This window comes from Pseudoalteromonas sp. JB197 (assembly GCF_002332205.1).
Taxonomy (GTDB): domain Bacteria; phylum Pseudomonadota; class Gammaproteobacteria; order Enterobacterales; family Alteromonadaceae; genus Pseudoalteromonas; species Pseudoalteromonas nigrifaciens.
In genome coordinates, this window is sequence record NZ_NRGZ01000001.1 from 3,252,739 (window position 1) to 3,277,462 (window position 24,724).

At 40.7% G+C, this 24,724-nt stretch carries 18 protein-coding genes and 1 pseudogene; 15 read left to right on the plus strand and 4 right to left on the minus strand.

Features of this window, described 5'->3' with window-relative positions; translation table 11 throughout:
• Positions 1–3: 3 nt before the first annotated feature.
• Entirely contained in the window at positions 4–738 is a 735-nt protein-coding gene (gene ssb, locus CIK86_RS15165) for a single-stranded DNA-binding protein (RefSeq protein WP_086995521.1), read from the plus strand.
• A gap of 615 nt (positions 739–1,353) precedes the next feature.
• On the opposite strand, the gene CIK86_RS15175 is transcribed toward ssb, so the two are convergent.
• A protein-coding gene (locus tag CIK86_RS15175) for an IS3 family transposase (RefSeq protein WP_254910728.1) occupies positions 1,354–2,852 on the minus strand; the annotation gives its coding sequence in 2 pieces (ribosomal slippage) (positions 1,354–2,444 and positions 2,444–2,852; 1,500 coding nt in all).
• Between the two features lie 606 nt (positions 2,853–3,458).
• Entirely contained in the window at positions 3,459–5,081 is a 1,623-nt protein-coding gene (locus CIK86_RS15180) for a methyl-accepting chemotaxis protein (protein ID WP_086995531.1), read from the minus strand.
• A 353-nt stretch (positions 5,082–5,434) separates the two neighbouring features.
• On the opposite strand from CIK86_RS15180, the gene CIK86_RS15190 reads away from it, so the two are divergent.
• Together CIK86_RS15190 and CIK86_RS15195 are read left to right on the plus strand one after the other, a co-directional pair.
• The gene (locus tag CIK86_RS15190; protein WP_176359672.1) at positions 5,435–5,689 is read left to right on the plus strand and encodes a hypothetical protein; all 255 of its coding nucleotides are present in this window, start codon (positions 5,435–5,437) and stop codon (positions 5,687–5,689) included.
• Between the two features lie 135 nt (positions 5,690–5,824).
• Positions 5,825–7,180, plus strand: coding sequence for an EAL domain-containing protein (locus tag CIK86_RS15195; protein WP_140391181.1), 1,356 nt, complete (start codon positions 5,825–5,827; stop codon positions 7,178–7,180).
• Between the two features lie 2 nt (positions 7,181–7,182).
• On the opposite strand, the gene CIK86_RS15200 is transcribed toward CIK86_RS15195, so the two are convergent.
• Together CIK86_RS15200 and CIK86_RS15205 are read right to left on the minus strand one after the other, a co-directional pair.
• The gene (locus CIK86_RS15200; RefSeq protein ID WP_086995540.1) at positions 7,183–8,091 is read right to left on the minus strand and encodes a pyridoxal-phosphate dependent enzyme; all 909 of its coding nucleotides are present in this window, start codon (positions 8,089–8,091) and stop codon (positions 7,183–7,185) included.
• Between the two features lie 186 nt (positions 8,092–8,277).
• Positions 8,278–9,504: an RNA-guided endonuclease TnpB family protein gene (locus CIK86_RS15205; RefSeq protein ID WP_096317105.1), complete on the minus strand. Its 1,227-nt coding sequence runs from the start codon at positions 9,502–9,504 to the stop codon at positions 8,278–8,280.
• A 172-nt stretch (positions 9,505–9,676) separates the two neighbouring features.
• Here CIK86_RS15205 and CIK86_RS15210 point away from each other — a divergent pair, with 172 nt between their 5' ends.
• The 12 genes and pseudogenes from CIK86_RS15210 to tldD all read left to right on the plus strand — a co-directional run bounded on the left by CIK86_RS15210 (position 9,677) and on the right by tldD (position 24,513).
• The gene (locus CIK86_RS15210) at positions 9,677–10,546 is read left to right on the plus strand and encodes an MSHA biogenesis protein MshI (RefSeq protein WP_254910697.1); all 870 of its coding nucleotides are present in this window, start codon (positions 9,677–9,679) and stop codon (positions 10,544–10,546) included.
• Positions 10,543–10,698 (plus strand): hypothetical protein, encoded by a 156-nt coding sequence (locus CIK86_RS19260; protein ID WP_176359649.1) that lies wholly within the window; start codon positions 10,543–10,545, stop codon positions 10,696–10,698. The genes CIK86_RS15210 and CIK86_RS19260 overlap by 4 nt, the downstream gene beginning before the upstream one ends.
• Positions 10,670–11,584, plus strand: a pseudogene (locus CIK86_RS15215) (ISAs1 family transposase); the annotation flags it as partial. The gene CIK86_RS19260 and the pseudogene CIK86_RS15215, both read left to right, overlap by 29 nt.
• Positions 11,585–11,770: 186 nt before the next feature.
• Positions 11,771–13,810: a formylglycine-generating enzyme family protein gene (locus CIK86_RS15220; protein WP_086993481.1), complete on the plus strand. Its 2,040-nt coding sequence runs from the start codon at positions 11,771–11,773 to the stop codon at positions 13,808–13,810.
• 135 nt (positions 13,811–13,945) lie between these two features.
• Positions 13,946–14,989 carry a rod shape-determining protein gene (locus CIK86_RS15225; RefSeq protein WP_086993483.1) on the plus strand — a complete coding sequence of 348 codons (1,044 nt, stop codon included), beginning with the start codon at positions 13,946–13,948 and terminating at the stop codon, positions 14,987–14,989.
• On the plus strand, positions 14,989–15,831 hold the full coding sequence (mreC, locus tag CIK86_RS15230) for a rod shape-determining protein MreC (RefSeq protein WP_176359652.1): 843 nt from the start codon (positions 14,989–14,991) through the stop codon (positions 15,829–15,831). The genes CIK86_RS15225 and mreC overlap by 1 nt, the downstream gene beginning before the upstream one ends.
• The gene (gene mreD / locus CIK86_RS15235; protein WP_086993485.1) at positions 15,824–16,303 is read left to right on the plus strand and encodes a rod shape-determining protein MreD; all 480 of its coding nucleotides are present in this window, start codon (positions 15,824–15,826) and stop codon (positions 16,301–16,303) included. Before mreC ends, mreD begins: the two co-directional genes overlap by 8 nt.
• Positions 16,303–16,872, plus strand: a complete 570-nt coding sequence (locus CIK86_RS15240) for a Maf family protein (RefSeq protein ID WP_011329324.1) — start codon at positions 16,303–16,305, stop codon at positions 16,870–16,872. The genes mreD and CIK86_RS15240 overlap by 1 nt, the downstream gene beginning before the upstream one ends.
• A 1-nt stretch (position 16,873) precedes the next feature.
• Positions 16,874–18,346, plus strand: a complete 1,473-nt coding sequence (gene rng, locus CIK86_RS15245) for a ribonuclease G (protein WP_058374238.1) — start codon at positions 16,874–16,876, stop codon at positions 18,344–18,346.
• A complete protein-coding gene (locus tag CIK86_RS15250; protein WP_086993487.1) occupies positions 18,346–22,197 on the plus strand; it encodes a YhdP family protein in 3,852 nt (1,283 codons plus the stop codon). Before rng ends, CIK86_RS15250 begins: the two co-directional genes overlap by 1 nt.
• A gap of 52 nt (positions 22,198–22,249) precedes the next feature.
• On the plus strand, positions 22,250–23,077 hold the full coding sequence (locus tag CIK86_RS15255; RefSeq protein ID WP_086993489.1) for a carbon-nitrogen hydrolase family protein: 828 nt from the start codon (positions 22,250–22,252) through the stop codon (positions 23,075–23,077).
• Complete coding sequence (gene tldD, locus CIK86_RS15260) at positions 23,074–24,513, plus strand: metalloprotease TldD (RefSeq protein ID WP_086993491.1); 1,440 nt, start codon at positions 23,074–23,076, stop codon at positions 24,511–24,513. Before CIK86_RS15255 ends, tldD begins: the two co-directional genes overlap by 4 nt.
• Positions 24,514–24,724: the final 211 nt, after the last annotated feature.

Genomic DNA, 24,724 nt, shown 5'->3' on the forward strand with positions numbered 1-24,724 from the left:
TCCATGGCACGCGGTGTGAACAAAGTAATTTTGGTTGGTAATTTAGGACAAGATCCTGAAGTACGTTATATGCCTAACGGCAACGGTGTAGCAAATATCACCTTAGCAACTTCAGATAGCTACAAAGACAAAAACACTGGCCAAATGGTTGATAAAACTGAGTGGCACCGTGTGGTATTTTTTGGCAAGTTAGCAGAAATTGTTGGTGAATATTGCCGTAAAGGTTCACAAATTTATGTTGAAGGTAAACTTCAAACACGTAAATGGACTGACCCACAAGGCCAAGAAAAATACACGACTGAAATTGTAGTTGACGGTTTTACCGGCCAAATGCAAATGTTAGGGAGCCGTGGTAGCGACCAGCAAGGTGGGCAACAAAGTGGTGGTTACCAAGGTAATCAATCACAAGGCGGACAGCAAAGTGGTGGTTATCAAAATAATCAATCACAAGGCGGTCAACAAAGTGGTGGTTACCAAAACAACCAAGGGCAGAATAACCAACAGCAAGGTGGTTATGCTCCACAACAGCAGTCTGCACCAGCAGCACAGCCACAGTCTGCTCCTGCACCACAGCAAAATAACCAATATCAGCAGCCACAAGGTGGTTTTGCACCACAGCAAAGTAGTGCACCACAACAGCAAGGTGGCTTTGCTCCTAAACCGCAAAGTGCTCCACAAGGCGGCGCGTCTAACCCAATGGAACCAACCATTGATTTTGATGACGACATACCGTTTTGAACTTTTTGAGTGTATAGATATATTCTTGTAAAGCCTTGTTTCATAACAGGGCTTTTTTATTTAGAGTGGATACATTGAAAATACTACAACCTTTCTTCTTTGTAACTAACCATAATTGAAATGTATACAACACGTCACATTAAAAACTCTCCTTCGCTACAAGTAGTCTCTTCTACACTATTTTGTTAGCTGGCTCCATAGAATAACAATCGTAAAATAGCCCCTATTCCAAGTAAAAAAGGTGTTAGTAACTTTATTTTTTGCACTGAAATGCAAAAAAAATCTCTATACATTTTCAATTACTTACTTATCAAAATTTATATAATAATATGAAAAACCCTTTTATTTCATGCTCTTGCGTGTTTTGTTGTCTTGCCGTTAACACGGTTTTGAGCTAATATTTATTCAATTGCTGATTTTGCGACCAATGAATTTGATTATTCGAGGTGGTAATTGAAGCGTTTGAAGCGGGTTATGTTATGAAATTGAAAATAATTAAAGTAGAAGGTCAAAATGAGTCTTTACCAATAGTAGTTGATGAGTCAGGTTTACCAATTGATAAACTAAACTTTTTCATTATCGGTGTTTGTCAAACTAGTTGTCGCGATCACTACGTTATGCACTCTCAGCCTTGACACTATTTTGTTCAGGGTTTAAGTACACTTCTTTTGGTAAATCCCAATTACGGATATTACCGCTCCAGCGCTCAGGGTGAGCATCTTTAGCACCTTGATAAACTTCTTTTCTATTAGCCAATATGTCACCCGCTAATCCTGAATGCCTTTGATGTGGGCTGACGTATTTGATGCCACTATGTTTGTGGTTAAAATTATACCAGTGGCTAAATTTCAACACCCAACTACGCGCCTCATCAATTGTTGAAAACCCTTTATACGGATAATCAGGGCGATATTTACACGTTTTAAATATCGACTCAGCATAAGCATTATCATTGCTCACCCTAGGACGATTAAAAGACGACACGACACCTAAACTATAAAGTGTTTCAAGCATTGATGAGCCTTTCATTGGGCTTCCATTATCCGAATGCAGTACCAGAGGATTATCTTTAACTCCTTCTTTTAAATGAGCTTTCTTAATTAATATTGATGCATTTTCTGCTGATTCGTCATCATGAATTTCCCATCCAACAATCTTTCGACTAAATATATCGAGTATCAAATATAAATAAAAATGCAGCCCTTTAGCGGGGCCTGGTAACCAAGTAATATCCCAACACCACACTTGGTTTGGCCCTGTAGCACAGTGTGTCGTCGGTACTTTTCTCTCTTTTATCTGACTACGTCCGCGAGCGTTTTGCTGTTTTTCTTCATGAAGAACACGATAATATGTTGATTCAGAAGCAAGATAAATACCCTCATCTGCTAATGTAGGGACGATTTGGCTTGGTGGTAAGCTCTTAAAATCATCACTATTAACGATGGCTAATATGTTATCTCTCTCTGCTTTTGATAGCTTATTTTTTGGCTCAGGGCGCTGAGATATTGGTCTACCATCTGTTTTTATGTTCCCGTCAACAGTCCAACGTTGATACGTCCGGACACTGATCCCAAGTTCACGGCAAGCTTTAAACTTTGGCGCACCAGAACTCACAGCTTCATTAACTAGTTTAACTGCTTGAATGCGAGCTGAGTCGAGGATCATTCGTCCTCGGCTTCCCCCCAGATCGCATTTGCTTTTTTTCTTAACACCAATAGTGCTGCGGTTTCAGCGAGTGCCTTATCTTTTCGACGTAGCTCCTTTTCTAATTGATTGATCTGTTTTTTATCTTTCTTTGTTTCGGTGGAGAAGGCTTTTTCTTGCTCTTTAACGTTAGCGTTTGCATCTATACACGCATTTCGCCAAGCCGATACTTGTTCCACATAAAGACCTTTGCTTCGGCAATATTCCGCTAACTCAGCTTGATTTAAAGAGGCTGTTTCCAACACGACTGAGAATTTATTTGCTGATGACCACTGCTCAGCATTCTTTCCATCACCTGGCACTAAATGCCCCTTATCAATTGCTTGTTTTCGCCAATTATACAAGGTTGATTCACCAATCCCCATCTCGATTGATAATTGGGCTATTGCTATATTATTTGGAGGCATCATCTTCTGAAGAGCCGACTCTTTGCTTTGCGCTGAATAATGACTGAAGAAAATATTGTTATGAAACCTTATGATGAAAGAGCAATGTTCAGGGAGGAAGTCCATTTAAATGCACTAGATATAGTAGAAAATACAAGTGTTCGTTTTAACGCTAAAGTATAATAACTTCAGGTTTAAGTATAAAATCGAAAATATGAAACGCCAAGGCTTCGATGGGTGTGCTGTTGACTTTGTTTAGTACATTACAAGTGTGTTTGTTCGCTTAAGGCAGCTTTACTACCACTATGCTACTGGTGTGGGTGATATCTTCTACAATTAGCGCTCTTCGGTTAATTGTTCATTGGCGAGTTATCTGCTGGCCCATTATGCCCCAAAATCATTCAGAGTAAATGATCTAGAGTCTAATTTGAGCGACACTTCTAATTTACTTTATATTTAAGCGCGTTTTGCTCAATTGACTCCTTTTACTTGAGCAAACAGTCATGAACTATAAAAAATTTAATGAGCCTTGTTCCAACATATGCTTTTTACTATTTGCTGAAAGAGCAGAAAATGTTTGGAGTTCACTCGCCGATTAAAATATTTACCACAAAGCAATTATTATTTATTTCAAACAACAAATCTTGATGTCAACTCATTCAAAGTTTGTGCAAGCCTCGCAAGCTCTTGATTTGAAGCTGCTGTTTCATTTGCTCCGGCAGCCGTTTCGCTAGAAATATCACGAATTGTTACTAGGTTCTTATCCACATCTCTTGCGACGATTGCTTGCTGTTCAGTGGAACTAGCAATACTAAGATTTTGTTCGCTTATAATCGATATTAAACTGGTAATTTCATGTAATGCATCACCGGCTTGGTTAGCCACCTCAAGTACAGCTTTTGCTCTTTCATGGCTATTTCTAATTGCACTCACTGTATTATCAGTATTTGATTTTACTGCCTGTATCATTGCTTCTATTTCTGTTGTTGACTCTTGTGTTCTAGATGCCAATGAACGAACTTCGTCAGCCACCACAGCAAACCCTCTACCAGACTCACCCGCTCTTGCGGCCTCAATTGCAGCATTAAGTGCAAGCAAGTTGGTTTGTTCGGCAATTGTACGTATCACATCAAGCACTGAGCCAATATTGGCAACTTGCTCAGCTAAACTATTTACGTCTTTAGTCGTTGTATCCAAATCAAGTAAGAGCGTGTCGACTGTATTGACTGTATCTAAGACACGAGCTTTGCCTATATTTGCACGTTGATTGGCATTTTCTGATTCATTTGAGGTCGATTCAGCATTACGAGCCACCTCATCCACAGCAACTGATAACTCAGTGACTGCCGATACTGCCTGCTCTAACTGCTCTGTTTGAGTATGTATGCCACGCGTTGACTGCTCAGTAACAGCACTTAGTTCTTCAGAGGTCGCTGCTAATTGAGATGATGAAAGTTGAATTTCATTAATCGTTTCACGCAAGATACCTTGCATCTCTTTTAGTGCTGACAGCATGTCCGCAGTTTCATCTTTGCCATTGTCATTAATGGTAGAAGTTAAATCTCCTGAGGCAATTTTCTTAGCGGTATCAACAGCAACTCGCATAGGCAAGGTTAAACTACGGGTAAAAAGTATTGAAAAAGTAATTACGATAAACAGAGATACTATGGAAGTAATAATTAGAATTGTGAGTGCGTCAATTTTAGCACTTTGAACGTCTTGATTGCTATCAGTGATACGTTTTTCTTGGAATTCTACCAAATTACGAATATCTGAGGTTATCAGCTCACGTAAGTTTTTCATTTTACCATTTTGCAGTGCTTCTGCTTCTTGAAACCGCTCGTTAGCAACTAAATCTAATTGCTTCGTTAAGGATGTGTCGTAAGTGTCCATATGCTTTCTAATATTGTTTAACAGACCATTCGCGTCCTCTGCTTTAGCTAGCAAAACCATCTTATCAAGAGATTTATCAAAGTTATCTTTTGATTCACGAAGGTTTACTAAGTAGTCTTCACGTTGTTGTTCCGTTTTAGCCATAAGCACATTCGCAGTTTGTAGCCGCTTATTTAAAAATGAAGTCAGCATGCTTGTTGAAGTGTCTAGTGCAGGTATTCTATGTGATGCGACCACTTCGAACTCATCACCAAGCTTACTTAATTCAAACATGGAGAAACTAGCTAAGAGCAAAATCACTGCGCCTATTGAGCCGAAAGCAAAGCCTGCCCTTTTACCAACACTTACATCGCGTATCATTAGAAATCCTTAGAGTTGAAAAAATAACTTTTTGCACAGAATAAAACGAATTAAATCACAATGGTATTACTATATCACCACGAATACATGTCGTTTATCCAGTTTTCAAAATGAAGAACTAAGATTATGAACTCAAATTAGTTCATAAGGTTTAAAATTTCAACTTTATCTTTGCGATGCTGTGACATAGAAATCGCATGAGGTAATCCTTTGACCGTGGCAATGGGGATTGATTGATAATCAAACATACTAAGCGAGTCCAAAACTTGCGTTCGCTTTAACAAAAACTTGAATTGCTCCCAGTATTTACGCTCAATAGTTACGCCCCCTTCTCTCAAAAGCATTTCAACCGCTTGAGTACCGCCAAATCGACGTATATGGTGTTTTGTTGTCCCTCTAAGGTGTCTACGCTTTATAATGCCGGCGGCTTTGTTTTTAATAAAGATCCTAACGATCCTTTGTCACCACAAACATCTAAAATACTGCAGCCTTTATCGTTAACGAGCAAAGAAAAAAAAGCTCTTGAGGCATTTTTACACTCTATTACTAGCGCCCCAGCAGCGGGTCCGCATAAAGCGTTTATAGTACAAGAGCTAAATGGGGCGTAACGCTTTAAGTTATTTAGAGAAGTTTATAAACATTATTTATTAGCTATAAATGCAATACTAAACTTTTACTATTACCTTGTGCTTATTGGGATCTTAGGCAACACTTTAGCTAGTAATTTAACTAGCGAGTGCATTATGCAAAAGGGTAAGCTTAAGTTTATTAACCGCTTTAAGGCTCATCTTGTTGTGTTGCTAAATTTAATTATATTAGCGGCAACTCGCTGGGTTACTCATTTAGCAACTCTAGTAGCGCCATTGAAATCAAGGTGTAATGTAAAGCATAAAATAGAGGCAGAAACAGCGCCTACTAATACTTTAGATAATGATCGCCCTTTGAGTGAGAGTACGGCTGCAGCTTATAATATATTTGCCCTGATCGAGTGTCATTGTCATTTTGATCCCAGTACTGATCTAGAAGCTAGTTTTAAAATTCTACTTGCAAAAAACTTACCTGCGTTAAACTATATTTCAGTTAAATTATTAAGTGCGGGTAACTTAGCGGTAACCATAAAGCATATTCCAATCATTAAGTTAGAGCTGTACATTGAGCGCTTAAATTTTTGTGCACTAACAATATGTAAAAAGCATCAAAAACACTTAACGGCAAAAAATGTAAAAATAGGCCTGTGTAATTACAGAGCAAGTGCTAATCAAACACTGGTTTATCAACAAGCAAAGTCTGCGTTAACTTTATCGCAGCAAAGCCCATTACAGCATTGTCATCGCTTGGGAATAAGCCATAGCCGAGTAAATATATTTTCGAATAACCAAATAATAAAAAGTATTAAAAAAAATAAATTTGTAATTTATTTTCAGCCTTTATTTGAACTCGATAGTGGGCGTATTTTGCAACATGAAGTGTTGATTAGAGTACGCGGTGGCGCTAATGAGTTGCTGCTAGCTAATGCTGGCATTAATCAGCTAGATAATGATCAAGACGCATTTTTATTTGATCAAGCAATTATCATCAAAGTTAAAAAGCTATTACTAGCAGATACTTCAGCCGCAATTATTAGCATTAGCTTACATCCTAAAAATTGGTTTAACAAAGCGTTTTGGCAATGGCTAATAACGCAAGTAAGCGATTTTAAAATAGAGCATAAACTACAATTTGAAATAAATGCAGCAGACTTTTTTAAATATCAAATACGTTTACAAGGCGTATTAAAAATAATAACTAAGCTAAATTATCAGATTATTATTGATGGTATTAAAAGTAGCGACCATATTATTCAACTGGTTAATTATCCACAAGTTTTAGGAGTTAAATTAGCCTACGATTTAGTGCACTCAATAGAGGCAAGCACACATCAACAAAGTTGTGTAAAAAACATTGTAAATGCGTGCCAGTTATTAAATATAGCGGTATTTGCTAGTGACGTAGAAACCAAACAAGAGCTACAAATGCTTACTATTTTAGGGGTAGATGCCGCGCAGGGGTTTTATTTTACGCAGTTGTTGCCTGATTTTACACAAACCGTATTTCATTAATTTTAAATAAGTCCTCTGTATCTTAAACCATCTAATCCTTGTAACCCACCCGTATGAACCGCAATAATTTTACTGCCTGGCGCAAAGTAGTCCTGCGCAATTAATTGCCACAAAGCATGCATCATTTTACCAGTATAAATAGGCTCTAATGGCAGTTGGTGCTCAGTTTTCATGTATTGGCAAAACTGCCAAAGTTCGGCAGAAAACTTACCATAACCACCACCATGAAAATCACATAATAATTGCCAATTAGTTTGTGAAGCGGCTTTAGGGCTAAGCGCTTTAATTTCATCGCGTAAATAGTCAGCTTGTTTTAGTACCGCAATTCCCAGTACCGTTGTATTAACTGAACTGCCTTCAATAAGCCCCGCTAAGGTGCCACCGCTTCCTGTGGGGCAAACTAAGTAGTCGTGCTTAGGTAAGCTCAGGGCAAGCTCTTTACAACCCTCAAGCGCCAGTTTATTTGTCCCACCTTCAGGTAAAATATAGGCATTAGGGAAACGCGATTGCAACTGCGTTAAATAATCGCTTTGGCTACGTTGTTTGTACTCTATACGTGTGATTGGGTGTAGCTGCATACCACATTGCTGTGCGAACAAAAGTGTAGGATTGTTAGGGTCTAGTTCTGGGCCGCGAATAATCCCGTGCGTTTTTATATTAAAAAACTTGCCAGCCGCCGCACACGCATGAATATGATTAGAAAAAGCACCACCAAAAGTGAGTAATTCAGTTTTTTTAAGCGCCTGCATCTGGGCTAAATTGTATTTAAGCTTTCGCCATTTATTTCCACTTATGAGGGGGTGGAGTAGATCATCGCGCTTAACGCCTAAAAATATATTTTTGCGCTTTAATAAATCACTATCTATTTGTTGTATTTGGTTGTTTTCATTTATTTTAAGTTTATTTAACATTGTTTATGATAATCACTTGGCAAAGTAATGAAAATGTACGGCAGTTAGTACATCGACTAATAATAGTAGCTATATGAAAAGAAAACTGTTTTCACTGTTTTCCTTGTTCAAGCGTAGTTTAGGTGAACTACCCACCGACGCCACTACGTGTCGATCAATGGGCTTCTACAGTCTAGCTTATGAATGCTAGGCTGCTTCTTTTTTCTCAGTTCCAACAGCAAACTTCGACAACTCGAAGACTTTCGTTTTAATAGCTGATTTCTGCTGAGATGTGGGGGCTACCCTTGCGACGATCCCAGCCGCAATTAAATTTAATTCACCTGTTCTTGCTATACTCTTAGCCGCTGAAAGGTCCCGATTTTGATGCACTCCGCAAGCCACACAAATGAAATGTCTATCGTTCAATGTTAAAACATGGTGCTGGCCGCATTCTGCGCAAATCCCAGTCGATTTTTCAAATCGACCAATTTCATGATAGAGTTTACCTTCAAGCTCAGTTTTGTATTTTGAAAGCTGAGTAATTAAGCCCATCACATTGTCCGCTACCATGCTGCCATTGAACTTTTGCATCGCTTTTACGTTTAAATCTTCGAACACTAAAATATCATTTTCATTGGTTATCTGTCGTGAAATTTTATGTGCAAAGTCGAGCCTTTGCCGTGAGATCTTACCGTGTAATTTATTGATGCGTTGTTTGGTTTTGTGCCAGCGATTTGAGCCTTTATTTCGGCGGGCAAGCTGACGTTGCAATTGATTTAATTTGGCTTTTGATTGCTTTAAAAACTTTGGATTGTCGGCCACGTAGCCGTTCGAGCCAACTACCGTTTGCTTTGAGTTAATGTCAAAACCTGTGATTGTTTTTAAAACGCGAAGCGCTGTTTTGCACTCCACTTCTTGAGTAATACTGCATTCCCATTTACCGTGGCGAAACTGAACAGTTACCGTTTTGATTTTGCTAGCCAGTTCGCGATGTAAAATGATAGGCACTTTACCAACTTTTGGAATACTGATAGTGCCATTTTCAATGCGGATACAGTTCGAGTTATTGACCGCTCGAAAACTGTCATTGTGAAGCTTTTTCTTTTTGTATGAAATCTTGTGTTTTGGGAAACGTTGTAAGCGCCCCTTAGAAAACGCATTTTTCATTGCCGTTTCTAAATCACGAGCAACTTGCTGAGCTGCTGCCGAGTCAAAAGACTTAACCCACGTAAACGCTTCAAAAGGCTTTATTTCCTTAAGAAGCGAGGCCATATCATTGTAGAACAAGAATGTTTTATCGAACTCATATCGACGCATATTTTCAGACAACAACAAGTTCCAAATGCCACGCGCTGTCGCGCCAAACTCAACGAGTTTAGCTTCTTGCTCTGGCGTAGGATTTAGCCTGTAGTTGTATCTAAGCGTCTTTTTCATATACTGTATAGACTACTGTATGGAAATGAGTTGTCAAGATGGAATATGAGACTAAATCACACTGCACTACCATTCTCATCAAGAACAGGGCTAGTTATTTCGATTCATCCCACCGACGCCGCTTCGCGTCGATCAATGGGTTTTCTCGGAAGGATTCGATAAAAATACAGTTGTGGGTGTAGCAACATATGCTAATACCGTTAATGCAGTCTGTTTAAAAAAACAGTATGGACACTGGAAAATACACAAATATCACAGTGTAGAGATCACTGAAAAACATGACTATACTGCTGCAATTACGCTATGTACGCAACAGGTTAGTAGTGATGTGTGCGCAGTGAACTTAGTTATTCCTCATTCTCTTTATCAAATTGTACAAATAGAAAAACCCGCACTAAGTGATGAAGAGATCATTCAATCGCTACCGTGGACAACGAAAGATCTAGTCGATATTGATCCTGAAAATATTGTTGCTGATTTTATTGATTATCCAATTACATTGCCGATGCAAAGTAAAAAAATGAACGTGTTTATTACCAGTAAGCTGCAGTTATTGCCGTTTATAGATAGTTTTAAGCAGGTAAAGCCTCTTTTACGGACTATGACATCAGAGGAAATGACTCTTGTAACTCTACTCGGCACGAGTAAAGACGCCCACATGCTCATTGTGCAGCATGCCAGCTTTGAGCCACGTATTTTAATTATTCGCGATGGGCAGCTATTACTTACTCGGCGTTTAAATGGCTTACTGGGTATGTCAGATAAAGATCAAAGCCAAGAGTTGGTAGAGGCATTTGGACTTGAAATTCAGCGTTCTATGGACTTTTTTGAGAGCCAGTTGAAGCAGCCACCTATTCGCAGTATTCAGCTACAGTGTGACGATTTGACGTCACTAACACTTAGAGCAGAGGTGGCTGAGTTTTTACAAGTTAAAGTGATTGATTTTAAACCAACCCTAGACCTAGCACAGCAATTAGAAACGCAATATTACTACGCATTGGGTGCGGCTTATCAATTAACTGAGCCGGAGTCTGTGATATGAAAACCCGGATTAACTTTTATCAAAAGTCCTTACGTGTAAGGCGTGATCCAGTATTACTGCAAAATATGCTAATGCTGTGGGGTGGCGCGTTAATTATTATTGCTATTGTGTGGTCACTTTATGCGCGTCATGTGTCGGTTAAAAGCAAATGAAATAGAAAGGGCATTTCAATCTTGGATATCATCACTGATTGAAACCACAGGTGCAGATATCATCGCTATCGATGGCAAAACCGCACGGCGTTCATTTACCACAAAAGACAGAAAAAGTGCCTTACACACGGTCAGTGCATGGAGTTGCCAACACCAGTTAGTGCTTGGGCAGACGGCTGTTGATAATAAAACAAATGAAATCACCGCAATACCAGAATTACTCACCCTGCTCGATATTGAAAACAGTATCATTACGTTAGATGCGATGGGATGCCAACAAGAAATAGCAAAACAAATCATCCAACAAAAAGCAGATTATATTCTTGCACTTAAAGGTAATCATTCAGGCATGCAAAAGGAACTAGAAGCGTGGTGGCACAAGTGCGAGCGTGAAAGGTTAACTAAGCATAATTGTGATGAACATACCGAAATAAGCTCAGGACATGGGCGTGTTGAAACACGTACATGCCAGCAGTTACTTATAGATAAAAGCTGGCTAGGCAAGGATTATCGTTGGCCTGGCTTAACGAGTATTATTAAGGTCAGGGCTGAAGTTCATGATAAGTCGGCAGGGTCGGATACCACTGAAACACGCTGGTATATAAGTTCATTAGACTTAAATGCAGCGCAAGCACTCAATGCGGTACGCAGTCACTGGCAGGTTGAAAGCATGCATTGGATGCTTGATATGAACTTCAGAGAAGATGAATCGAGAATACGCAAACTTCAAGGGCCATTAATGTTTAATGTAATGCGAAAGATAGCCATGGCGCTTTTTAAACAAGATGCATCTAAGTCAGCAAGTATGGCGAGGAAAAAGAAAATGGCAGGGCTAGACGATGATTACCGCTCAACCCTGCTAGAGTCTGGGATTAAAATGCGCTAGCCGTGACAATTTGGCCACTTTCGAGGGAATGATCGGGTTATTTACTGGCGTGAAACACGTGAATAGTTGTAAACTTAGATAATAATTGAACAAAGCTTGTGTTTTGTGCTTCAAGTACATAGCATAAGGCTTTATTTTAGAAAAATAATAACGACCAAATAATTGCCGCTTTTTGGGACTGAATATATGCGAATTACTCCTTTATCTCTGTTAATTTCAGCTAGTTTGTTGGCTAGTAGTGCATTTGCACAAGACACAGCAACAGTAACTGGAATTGAATCTGAGATTAGTACAAAACAGATCGACTATGACAAATCTACAACAATACTTGATAAACATTTAAAAGAAGAAAGCCAACTGCAAACCCAGTTGCAACTTTTGCGTTCACGTTCAACCGAGTTAGATAAAGAAAAAAACCAAGCACTCGACGCGATGAATGAAATGTACCGTCGTTTAATTGATGATCCTAGTATTAATATAACCGCAGCTCAGGCGCGTTATCAAAAAGCTGTGGCCGATCACAAGCAAAATAAAGATGATATTTCTATGCAGTTGGCGGCAATTGCATCCCACCGTAAAGACATTGAGCAAATTCGTGTGGCTAAACACACGCTTTTAAACACTTTAGAGAGCTTAAAAGAGCAGTTAACTACCGCCAGAGTAGAGCGTTTACGTAACGAATTTACCCGCGAAGGCACGTTAGAGGTTAATCACACAATTAATTGTAAGCGTACCGAAACACTTGCAGCGTGTGAGCAACGCGGACAGCAAATGGGGCTACAAAAAGCGACTAAGCGTTTTGTTGACCAAATATTTGCTAACTTAACTGAAGAGCGTTTAGTTGAACCCAAACGTAATTTGGCCGGTGCTCAGGTACAAATTTTAAGTAGTCATGTGGTAAAAAGTGCATTTAGTGGCCAAGGCAATTATAACGTTAATTTAAGCGTTACTATGCGTGGTGAAGTTAACAGTAGCCGTTTATGTAACTTATTAAGTATTGATAACCGTTACTGCTCTGAGTACGGCACGCCAATGGCGGCAACATATCAGCCAACTTACAGCACAACTTTTTCAGATAGTCAGTTAACATTCAGTGAAAGCGCGGATAATAGCGCCATCTCGGCGGCTCGTTCAAATGAGCAACCAGTGCGTGATTATGCAGTAAAGCCTATGGGCACAAATAGCTCGGTTATTGCTAATAACGATAAAAACCAAGCAGTAGAATTAACGCTACGCTCAAACGTATACGACGACGAAGTGTTTATTGATGGGGTTAGCTTTGGCTCAACCCGCTTAGTAACCCGCTTACCGCGAGGTGTGCACAATATTGAAGTGCGCAAGCTTGGTTATAAGCCTTATCAGGTACGTGTTGATTTAAATAAAGCACAAACCGTGCATGCCAATTTAGTAAAAAAGTCAGAGTCGATTGCTGCACCGACATACACGCGTGAGCAACCAGAGCAAACAACTCGTAAAGTGAGTGACAACATCAGCGTATTAAACGCTAATGTAAAAACTTCAGTAGTTGTTATTCCGGCAGGTAAATTTAAAATGGGCGATATTAATGGCAATGGTTTAGCCAATGAGCGCCCAGTTATTGAAAAAGTAATTGCCAACTCTTTTGCTATGCAAAGCAAAGAAGTGACAGTAGGCGAGTATGAGCAGTTTGCTGCTAATACAGGCTACAAAACCCAAGCCGAGCAAGGTAAAGGCTGCGCCTATTATTTAAATGGCGAACCCGTATGGGAAGCTAATTTAAATTGGCGTAATCCTGGATTTGAGCAAACAAGTGATTTTCCGGCTGTTTGTTTAACTTATAGCGACGCTAAAGCGTATGCTGAGTGGTTATCTGGGCAAACAGGTCAGCTGTTTCGTTTACCAAATGAGGTTGAGTGGGAATACGCTGCACGCGCAGGTACTCAAACAGAATACCCTTGGGGTAACGATGTTGGTAAAAGTTTAGCAAATTGTGGTTGGTGTGGTAGTCAATGGTCAAACAACAGCGCTGCGCCGGTAGGGTCATTTTCTCCTAATGCATTTGGTTTATACGATACCGTAGGCAATGTATGGGAATGGACTCAAAAAAACTCGGATGAGTCGGATGTTGCAGTTAGAGGTGGAGCGTGGAATTTTGCGCCTAGCCTTGCACGTGCCTCAACGCGATTAATATTAGCGCCCGATTTTAGAGCTAACTACATAGGTTTTCGCTTAGTGCGCGAACGATAATATTTATATTAGGAAGCAATGCTTCCTTTTTTATCAAATAATAAAGGTAGCTGTACTTAATATTGTTCATTAAATTGACGCTATTATAGTAAATGCAGCTTAAATAAGAACGAATTTCAAAGGTCATCCAGCCTCATGTTTAAAAAACTCCGTGGTATTTTTTCAAACGATCTATCGATCGACTTGGGTACAGCCAATACCCTTATTTATGTAAAAGAAGAAGGCATAGTACTTAACGAACCATCAGTGGTTGCTATTCGTCAAGAGCGTGCTGGTGGACCTAAAAGCGTTGCATCAGTAGGTACTGAAGCAAAGCAAATGTTAGGTCGTACGCCTGGTAACATTAAAGCTATTCGACCAATGAAAGACGGCGTAATTGCTGATTTTTATGTTACCGAAAAAATGTTACAGCATTTTATCAAGCAAGTGCATAACAATAACTTTATGCGTCCCAGTCCACGTGTACTTATATGTGTACCTTGCGGTGCAACCCAAGTAGAAAAACGTGCAATACGTGAGTCTGCAATGGGAGCGGGTGCTCGCGAAGTGTATTTAATTGAAGAGCCAATGGCTGCGGCAATTGGTGCAGGTTTACCGGTATCAGAAGCCACAGGTTCTATGGTTGTTGATATTGGTGGTGGTACTACCGAAGTGGCTATTATATCGTTAAATGGCGTAGTTTACTCCTCGTCGGTACGTATTGGTGGCGATAAGTTTGACGAAGCAATTATTAATTATGTGCGTCGTAACTTTGGTAGCCTAATAGGCGAAGCCACGGCTGAAAATATTAAGCATCAAATTGGTTCTGCTTTTAAAACCGATGTACCAATTGAAATTGAAGTGCGTGGCCGTAATTTAGCCGAAGGCGTACCGCGCTCGTTTATATTAAACTCGCACGAAATTCTCGAAGCGCTACAAGAGCCACTAATGGGTATTGTTAGTGCTGTAATGGTTGCCCTTGAGCAATCGCCGCCAGAGCTAGCGTCGGATATTTCAGCGCACGGTATGGTGTTAACCGGTGGTGGCGCATTACTAAAAGATTTAGATAAACTACTAATGGAAGAAACCGGTATACCAGTAGTTCTTGCAGATGATCCGCTTACTTGTGTTGCCCGTGGTGGCGGTAAAGCGCTTGAAATGATAGATGTGCACGGCGGTGATGTATTTAGTTACGACTAATGAAATCAATGTTTACACAAACAGTTTCTTTACAACTGCGACTCTTTGTCGCAGTGATTTTGAGTGCCATACTGATTGTTGGTGATAAATATACGGAAGGTGGAACAAACGTTCGCACTAGTTTAAATACGCTGGTTAGCCCGTTAATTTATGTGGCTAATATACCCTACGAAATATTTAGTTTTGGTGCAAAAAGCTTACATACCCGTGATCAATTACTTACCGAAAATGAAGCGCTGAAAAAAAAGCAAATGCTGCAAAGCGAACAACTACAGCAATACCAGTTTTTGAGCAGGGAGAATCAAAAATTGCGCGCCTTATTAGGCTCATCGGCTAAAACGTCAAATCGTAAAATTATTGCGCAAGTGCTGTCAGTCCATTCAAATCCTTATAGCCATCAAGTTGTTATAAACCGAGGGGCCACCAATGGGCTTAGCGAAAGCCAAGCAGTAATTGACGATATGGGCTTAGTAGGGCAGCTTACTAAAGTAGGCTCAACCACTTCACGCGTATTATTAATGACCGACACTACACACGCTACGCCAGTACGTATTTTACGTAACGATGTGCGTACCGTGGTCGAAGGCGTAGGTAAAATTAATGTTGTTAAGCTCTCTCATGTACCACACAGCCTAGACGTACGACTTGGCGATGTATTAGTGACCTCTGGCCTTGGGGGCATCTTTCCGGAGGGTTACCCGGTTGCCGTAGTTACTGAAATAAATCGCGATGAAGGTCAGCCGTTTGCACAAATTTATGCAGAACCCATAGCGCAGCTAGATCGTATTAGATTATTAGTAGTGCTGTGGCGAAATCAACAGGAGCAGGTTAGCGATGATTAATCGTTATTCGTTGTTAATTGCACTGAGCATTTTTTTTGCGTTAGTAATGGCTTTAATGCCGTTACCGTTTTCGTTTGAACCCTTTCGTCCTGACTGGGTGCTGCTAGTATTAATGTATTGGTCACTTGCTGTACCACATCGTTCAAATATAGGCACCGCATGGATTGTAGGCTTATTAATAGATTTAGCTTCGGGCTCTCCGCTTGGGGTTAACTCACTTACTTATTCAATCTGTATTTTTGTTACGGCTAGCAATTATCAAAAAATTCGTAACTTTTCGCTATGGCAACAAAGCTTATTAATTGGCTTGTTTTTAACCCTTTATCACTTAATGCAGTTTTGGCTAAATCACTTTTTATTAGGTGTGTACTTTAGCCCGCACTACTTATGGCCTGTACTAACAGGCATGTTGAGTTGGGTATGGGTGTTTTTATTGCTGCGTAAATACCGTAGACATTTTAGGATCAGATAATGACCAACGCCGTATACTTGGCATCTGCCTCGCCTCGCCGTAAAGAGCTTTTAACGCAACTAGGAATCGAATTTACACAGTTTAGTGTTGATGCCGACGAGAGCCAACTCCCCAATGAACTACCTTATGATTATGTAGAGCGCTTAGCGCGTTTAAAAGCGCAGTCGGGTGTAGCACTTGGTTATACCGATCGTCCAGTGCTGGGCAGCGATACCGTAGTGGTTATTGACAATCAATCGCTAGGTAAGCCTTGTGATGAAAATGACTTTACCCATACATTAAAGCGCTTGTCGGGCAATACTCACCAGGTATTAACCGCGGTTGCTTTTGCAACAACAGACAAGGTGCTTAGCTGCGTAGTAAGTACTAATGTTACTTTTAAAACCCTCAGCGATGATGAAATACATACCTACTGGCAAAGTGGCGAGCCACAAGATAAAGCAGGAGGATATGGCATTCAAGGCTTAGGCGGTCGATTTGTTACTCATATTTCGGGTAGCTATTTTGCTGTAGTAGGCTTACCTTTATACGAGACCGAACAATTATTACAAACATTCTTAAGAGGCTAGCATGAGTATAGAATTACTAATTAATGTCACGCCAAGTGAAAGCCGTGTAGCCCTAATAGAAAACGGTGTTCTACAAGAAATACAATTAGAGCGAATTGGCAATTTAGGGATTGTTGGTAATATTTACTTAGGAAAAATTAGCCGTGTTTTACCCGGCATGCAAGCCGCCTTTGTTGATATAGGCCTTGAAAAAGCTGCATTCTTACACGCCTCAGATATTGTAAATAGCGCCTCTATTGTTGAAGGTGTTGACGATACCCCGATAAAAAAAGTACAAGATATTCGTGAACTAGTGCGCCAAGGGCAATATATTATGGTGCAAGTGGTAAAGGATCCACTGGGCACTAAAGGCGCGCGTTTAACTACCGACATTACCATACCTTCTCGCTATTTAGTGTTTATGCCCGACGCCACCCACGTTGGCGTAAGCCAGCGTATAGAAACAGAAGAAGAGCGCGCCAGATTAAAGAAAATCGTTGCTGAATACAGCGATGAAAACGGCAGCTTTATTGTGCGAACCGCCGCAGAAGGCGCAAGCGAAGCCGAATTAAGGCACGATGCTGCATTTTTACAAAAATTGTGGCAAAAAGTGGTGTCACGCCGTAAAAAAACCAGTAAAGCCAGTATCTTACATGAAGACTTAACCCTTGCTTTTAGAACGCTACGTGACTATGTGGGCGAAGACATGGAACGCATTAGGGTTGACTCTAAACTAACCTACCAAGAGCTTAAATTATTTACCGAAGAGTTTGTGCCAATTTTGTCGCAAGTGCTTGAATATTATCCGGGTGAGCGCCCCATTTTTGATTTGTTTGATGTTGAAAACGAAATACAAAAAGCGCTGCATCGTAAAGTAACCCTTAAATCGGGTGGCTATTTAATTATCGATCAAACCGAAGCTATGACCACGGTTGATGTTAATACTGGTGCATTTGTTGGTCATCGTAATTTAGAAGAAACCATTTTTAATACCAATGTTGAAGCAACTTCTGCTATTGCGCGCCAGCTTAGGCTGCGTAATTTAGGCGGTATTATTATTATCGATTTTATCGATATGGTAAGTGAAGATCATAAACGCCGCGTAATGCATTCGCTCGAATCGGCATTAGCAAAAGATCGTGCTAAAGCTAATATTAATGGCTTGTCGGCATTAGGTTTAGTAGAAATGACCCGTAAGCGCACCCGCGAAAGCTTAGAGCATATATTATGTGATGTTTGTCCTGCGTGTTCTGGTCGTGGTTCACAAAAAACAGTAGAAACAGTGTGCTACGAATTACTGCGCGAAATAGTGAGGGTTAATCGTGCTTACGATGCAGATAAGTTTGTGGTTTATGCCGCGCCAGCGGTATGTGAAGCATTACTAAACGATGAATATCATAACTTAGCCGAGTTAGAACTATTTATTGGCAAACAGGTCAATATTCAAGTTGAGAGTTTATACAGCCAAGAGCAGTTTGATGTGGTAATGATGTAATGAAAGCAAAAGCGGTCTGTTTTTTTTGTTTTAGAAAGTTATGGCAAACGTGTGCCATAATTTTAGTGTTACTGGCCGTGACTGTTTCTATTTTAAAATATACCCTACCTTATGCAAACGACTACAAAGACAATATAGAAAACTACCTACATACCAAGTTTGATATTAGTTTGTCAATCGGTTCTATTTCAGCTAGTTGGCAAGGTAGCGGGCCTGCCTTAGTGCTCGAAAACCTATCGTTTAAAGACAACCAAACTGCACCTATTTCACTCACTATAGCTAAAACCAGTTTAGAGCTTAACTTGTGGGAGAGCTTAAAAACGCTGCAATTAAAGTCAAACTACTTTGTAATAAATGGCTTTCATACCAGTATTAAAGTAGCTAATTTATTTGCTAAAAATGAGGGCGAAGTGTCGTTTGAACAAAAAGAGCTAATAGAAGAGCTATTTTTGGGTGACACAGGCCACTTCGCAATAGAAAATTCCAGCATTAACTTTATTTTAGAAGACGGTACTGAGCGTAAGTTACTGTTAGAGAATATTGTTTGGCAAAATCAAAATAAACAACATTTAGGCAGTGGTAGCTTAGCATTACCGGGTATTTCGGTGGGTAGTTTTGATGCGCGAATAGCACTCAAAGGCGATACCATTGAAAAAATGGCAGGCGACATGTATGTGCAAGCTAATGAGGTAGATGTATCTAACTGGTTAGCGCAATATATTAATACCGAAAAACAGCAACTGCACAGCAACATAAACTTACAAGCTTGGTTAGAGCTTAATCAAGGTTTAGTGAGTGATGTTAAAGTACAGTGGTTACCTAGTTTTGCACGTTGGGAGTTGGCTGGAGAAAAACAACAGCTGAGCCTAAGCGAAGGGGGATTTCATTTATTTCCTGAACAAAAAAGCTGGCGGTTGAAAAGCACGGGGTTAGCGTTTAATAGTAATGATAAAAGCTGGCCGAGTTTAGAGTTTGAGGCACTGCTGGGTAAGCAAAATAAAATTTGGTTACAGCAAGTTGATATAGCGCTACTTAGCGATTTAGCCGAGCTGACTAACTTTAATAACCTAACGCCATTTTTACAGCGCCAACCTAGTGGGCAAATAAAGCAAGCTTACTTAGACTATACCAATAGTGAGCAATGGCAGCTGTGGTTTGAAGCCGATAATATTGGCTGGCAAGAGCAGCACGCAATACCTGCCGCACAAGACCTGCGAGTTAGTGCTCTGGTTAATCAGCAATACGGGCGAATTACCTTGTTTGGTGAAAATAACAGCCTAATTACCGGTGATAGTTTTAGCCAAAATATAGATTATGAGCAATTAAATATAGAGCTCAATTTAGCCAAGCGTAGTAATGCTTGGCACATTAGCAGTGACAATATTTGGTTTAACAATGATGAAGTAACCTTTGCTGCAGAAATGCAGCTTAGCTTAGGTGACGAACCGCGTTTAGATTTATACGCCGAAGCATTTGCACCCGACGCGAGTATTGCCGGGCACTACTTTCCTTTAAAAGCGATGAGCCCTGAATTAGTTAGCTATTTAAATGGCGCTATAAAAGGCGGTGAAGTGTCAAAAGCACAAGTGCTTTTTGCAGGCCCGCTAACAGGCTTTCCATTTAGTGACGGCTCTGGGCAGTTTGATGTGTTAGCACAAATAGATAACGCCACTTATCAGTTTGATCCCGACTGGCCTGCAGTTACTAACGCCAGCGCCCAGTTACATTTTGCCAACGAGCGCATGGATATTTATAGCCAGCAAGGCAAGTTAGTAAATTTAGCTGTGGGTAGTAGTGTACGCGTTAGCATTAGCGATTTAATGCATGCCGATGAGCTAGTAGTTAAAATAGATAAGCAAGCCGAGCTTGAAAAAATGCACTACTTTTTTGCGGCCACGCCACTTGCCAGCCCGCTTGCTGAAATTTTTAAAATTGTGCAAGGTAAAGGCGAAGCTAGTGCAGATATAGAGCTGTTAATTGGTTCTAAATTTGCTAATGGTGCAAGTGTGAGCGGCAAAGTAAATTTAATAGACTTACCTGTTTATATTGCGACTCCAGGCATTGAACTGGATAACTTAAACGGCGAGCTGCATTTTAAAAACAATGAAATAACCCTCACTAATGCCACTGCAACATGGTTGGGCATGCCACTCAATATTAACTATGACAGCAAAAGTATTGAGCAAGATTATCGCGCCAATATAAACATAAAAGCGCAGCTAGATGCCGAGACTCTTATTGCGAGCGGCCAAGGGTTATTAAAAAACTACCTTAGCGGGAAAAGTGCAGCCGATATTGGTTTAGTGCTTAACTTTACCGAACAAGGGTTTGATTATCGTGCGCAAGTAACCTCGTCATTAATTGGTTTAAGCAGTACTTTACCGGGTGACTATGCTAAAAGCAGCGAGCAAGCATGGCCACTCAATGCAGTTATTCAAGGCGATAATATATCTAACTTAATTACCGCTAATATAAAGCAGCTATTTTATTTTAACGCCATTTTAGATAACGCCAACACCCACTTTAATAATGCTCATTTTGTTATCGGTAAAAATGATTTAGGGCTTAATAAAAAAGATTTAGCGGTTAGTATTAATTTACCACAAACCGATTTGCTTCCGTGGCTAGAGTTAATTGAGCAAATTATAAATGTATCTAAGCAAGGCTCAGAGCAAGCATCAGCTAGTGTTATGCCACCACTGCATGAAGTACTTGCTAATATAGAAAAACTTAATATTAGTGACGTGCAATTTAATGACTTTGAAATGCGCTTAGCACCTACCCAAAACGATTTATACCTAAAGTTAAATGCTAAAGAGTTGCGTGCAGGGGTGCTAATTCCTATCTCGCAAGCCAGCCAGCCGATTCGCATTAATAGCGATTATTTAAGGGTTAACTTTATTGAACCTGCAAACGTTAAGCCAGTTGCAAGCACAGAAACAGCCGATGACGTAAGCTGGCTTACTCAGCTACCCGCAATAAAATTTGAATGTGGCGACTGTAAGGTGAGTCAGTATCAGTTAGGTAAAGTAAGCGCGTCTTTATTGGGGGATGGTAAGCGGCTTATTATTTCTGAGTTAGTGGTTGATAAAAATGACCATATTTTACGCACCCATGGGCAGTGGCAAAATGGCCAAACGCAACTCAGCGGTGAGCTTAAAAGTGAAGATATAGGCGCATTATTTAATGAGTTTGACTTAACCACCGCAATTAAAGATTCAAACGCAACCATTAACTATAATCTTGCATGGCAAGCAGCCCCGTATAACCTTGATGTAGCAAGTCTGTCGGGCAATATTGATTGGCGTTTAGGCGAAGGACATTTAACTGAGGTTAGTGATGGTGGCGCGCGGGTGTTCTCGTTACTGAGCCTAGATTCACTAGTGCGTAAATTAAAACTCGATTTTAGAGATGTGTTTTCCAAAGGCTTTTTTTATAACAGCATGCAAGGCACAATGCAGCTTGATAAAGGCATTGCCTACACTCAAGATACTAAAATGGATGGCGTACCAGCCGACTTAACCATTAAAGGTTATGCTAATTTAAATACCCTAGAAATAGACTACGACCTAGCGGTTGCGCCGCAAGTAACCTCCAGCATACCTATAATAGTAGCTTGGATGGTTAACCCAGTTACCGGCCTTGCTGCACTTGCTATAGATAAAGTGATTCACTCGGCGCGCGTTATTTCCGAAATAAACTTTAAAGTAACCGGTAAAATGAACGACCCGCAAGTACAAGAACTTGACCGTAAAAGTCGTGAAGTAACGCTACCACAAGCGGCGCAAAATCAGCCTCAAGCAGCAACAAAGCTTAAACTAAAAGACGCTGAGGTGAGCGTTACCCAATGAAAAATAGTCAATGAGAAATAGCTAATGAGAAATAGCTAATGAGTGCTACCTTATGAGTGAAGCAATTCCGACAATTATTGCTCTGCAAATGTGCTCAGGGGTTGATCCTGAGCAAAACATACAAACGCTAGTTAATCAGTTACAACAATTACCCACTACAAGGCCACTATTAGTGTGCTTGCCTGAAGCCTTTTTAGTGTTTAGTAAATCGGGTAACGATACCTTAAAAGTGGCTAAGCATGCAGAGCGTTATAAGCAGCAGTTAAGCGAGCTGTGCCAATTGCATAATATTTGGTTAAGCGCCGGTACTATGCCAGAGCCTTATAACGACAATAAATATTACGCCGCGTCGCACTTATTTAATGCTCAAGGTGAGCTAGTTGCCAGCTACAATAAAATGCATTTATTTGATGTAACAGTTGATGATTCAACGGCCAGCTATCGAGAATCAGACTTTACTCAAGCAGGAAATGAAGTTGTTGTTGTCGACTCTCCCTTTGGTAAAATAGGCTTAACAGTATGTTATGATCTGCGTTTTAGTACTTTATATACTCAACTTGTACGCCAAGGCGCAGAAGTTATATTAGTCCCTAGCGCCTTTACGGTAGTGACCGGACAAGCCCATTGGCAACCTTTATTGGCGGCTCGTGCAATAGAAACACAATGTTATGTGATTGCTGCAGCGCAATATGGAGCACATGAAAATGGCCGCCAAACCTATGGCCACAGTATAATTTTGTCCCCTTGGGGAAATACATTAAGTGAGTTGCCCACGGGCAAAGGTTTTATAAGCGCCACGTTAGATTTAAAGCAATTACACAAAATTCGACGAGATATGCCAGTGCAATCTCATCAACGATTTAGAGAGCATTTATTATGAATACGGTTGAACAGCATTTATTACACGACAGCCAGCTAAATCGAGAAGAACTCGAAAAAACGCTCGCCTACATTCATCAACATAAGGTGGATTACGCTGATTTATACTTTCAATCAAGTCACCATGAATCATGGGTACTTGAAGACGGCTTAGTAAAAGAAGGTTCATACAATGTTGAACGAGGCGTAGGTGTACGCGCAGTAAGCGGCGAAAAAACCGGTTTTTCGTACTCAGATGCAATCACCCTTGAAGCACTTAATAAAGCCGCAACTGCAGCGCGTAGTATTGCCGAGGCCGGTGAAAATAAATCAATTCAAGTATTTAGCGATGTAACTGCAAAGCAGCAGTTTGCCCCGCATCAGCCAATTTCAAGTATGAGCGATACCGATAAAGTAAATTTGTTACGAGAGCTTGAAAACTATATTCGTGAACTAGCACCCGACGCAGAGCAAGTAATAAGTTCAATGTCGGCCGTGTACGAAGAATTACTTATTGCCGCTAGCGACGGTACTTTTGCCACCGATATTCGCCCACTTATTCGTTTAAATTGTTCAGTACTACTTGAGAAAAATGGTCGTCGTGAACGCGGTGGAGCCGGTGGTGGTGCGCGTTTAGATTATGGTTATTTTAAAGAGTTAGTAGAGGGTAAACCACGTTGGATGGAGTTTGCAGAAGAGGCAGTACGCCAAGCAAAGGTAAACCTAGAAGCCATTGATGCGCCAGCAGGAACCATGGAAGTGGTGCTAGGAAATGGCTGGCCAGGTGTATTATTACACGAAGCCGTAGGCCATGGCCTAGAGGGCGACTTTAACCGTAAAGGCGCGTCGGCGTTTAGCGGCAAAGTAGGGCAAAAAGTAGCGTCTGAGCTATGTACTGTAGTTGATGATGGCACCATGGCTGATCGCCGTGGCTCACTTAACGTAGACGACGAAGGCACACCTGCGGCCTATAACGTACTTATCGAAAACGGTATTTTAAAAGGCTACATGCAAGATAAAATGAACGCGCGCCTAATGGGCGTTAGCCCAACGGGTAACGCACGCCGTGAATCGTACGCACATTTACCTATGCCACGCATGACCAACACTTACATGTTAGGCGGTGAACACAGCCAAGCAGATATCATCAGTAGTGTTAAAAAAGGCGTGTTTGCGCCTAATTTTGGTGGCGGACAAGTTGATATAACGTCAGGTAAATTTGTATTTAGCGCATCAGAAGCCTATTTAATCGAAAACGGTAAAATTACCCAACCAATTAAAGGCGCAACCTTAATAGGTAACGGCCCAGAAGTAATGCAGCAAATATCTATGGTAGGCAACGACCTTGCGCTTGATAAAGGCGTTGGCGTGTGCGGTAAAGACGGCCAAAGCGTCCCTGTTGGGGTAGGCCAACCTAGTTTGAAAATAGACAAATTAACAGTAGGCGGAACAGCTTAGCAAGCCCGTAGGCGAGTGGCTCGGTGTTTAATTAACCTGTAGGCGGGGCTTTATGCCGCGCTGGTTAACATTAAAGAACATTGCGCGAGGTAAACTCCCGCCCACGGGTTTGGGTGTTTATTGTAGGCGGGGCTTTATGCCACGCTGGTTAATATTAAAAACATTGCGCGAGGTAAACTCCCGCCCACGGGTTAGGTGTTTATTGTAGGCG

What these genes read in the sequence shown, in the direction of transcription:
- CIK86_RS15180 (WP_086995531.1), bottom strand. Translation starts at nt 5,081, where the DNA reads ATGATACGCGATGTAAGTGTTGGTAAAAGGGCAGGCTTTGCTTTCGGC.
- CIK86_RS15205 (WP_096317105.1), bottom strand. Translation starts at nt 9,504, where the DNA reads ATGAAAAAGACGCTTAGATACAACTACAGGCTAAATCCTACGCCAGAG.
- CIK86_RS15250 (WP_086993487.1), top strand. Translation starts at nt 18,346, where the DNA reads ATGAAAGCAAAAGCGGTCTGTTTTTTTTGTTTTAGAAAGTTATGGCAA.
- CIK86_RS15195 (WP_140391181.1), top strand. Translation starts at nt 5,825, where the DNA reads ATGCAAAAGGGTAAGCTTAAGTTTATTAACCGCTTTAAGGCTCATCTT.
- rng (WP_058374238.1), top strand. Translation starts at nt 16,874, where the DNA reads ATGAGTATAGAATTACTAATTAATGTCACGCCAAGTGAAAGCCGTGTA.
- CIK86_RS15240 (WP_011329324.1), top strand. Translation starts at nt 16,303, where the DNA reads ATGACCAACGCCGTATACTTGGCATCTGCCTCGCCTCGCCGTAAAGAG.
- ssb (WP_086995521.1), top strand. Translation starts at nt 4, where the DNA reads ATGGCACGCGGTGTGAACAAAGTAATTTTGGTTGGTAATTTAGGACAA.
- CIK86_RS15200 (WP_086995540.1), bottom strand. Translation starts at nt 8,091, where the DNA reads ATGTTAAATAAACTTAAAATAAATGAAAACAACCAAATACAACAAATA.
- CIK86_RS15220 (WP_086993481.1), top strand. Translation starts at nt 11,771, where the DNA reads ATGCGAATTACTCCTTTATCTCTGTTAATTTCAGCTAGTTTGTTGGCT.
- mreC (WP_176359652.1), top strand. Translation starts at nt 14,989, where the DNA reads ATGAAATCAATGTTTACACAAACAGTTTCTTTACAACTGCGACTCTTT.
- mreD (WP_086993485.1), top strand. Translation starts at nt 15,824, where the DNA reads ATGATTAATCGTTATTCGTTGTTAATTGCACTGAGCATTTTTTTTGCG.
- CIK86_RS19260 (WP_176359649.1), top strand. Translation starts at nt 10,543, where the DNA reads ATGAAAACCCGGATTAACTTTTATCAAAAGTCCTTACGTGTAAGGCGT.
- tldD (WP_086993491.1), top strand. Translation starts at nt 23,074, where the DNA reads ATGAATACGGTTGAACAGCATTTATTACACGACAGCCAGCTAAATCGA.
- CIK86_RS15255 (WP_086993489.1), top strand. Translation starts at nt 22,250, where the DNA reads ATGAGTGAAGCAATTCCGACAATTATTGCTCTGCAAATGTGCTCAGGG.
- CIK86_RS15225 (WP_086993483.1), top strand. Translation starts at nt 13,946, where the DNA reads ATGTTTAAAAAACTCCGTGGTATTTTTTCAAACGATCTATCGATCGAC.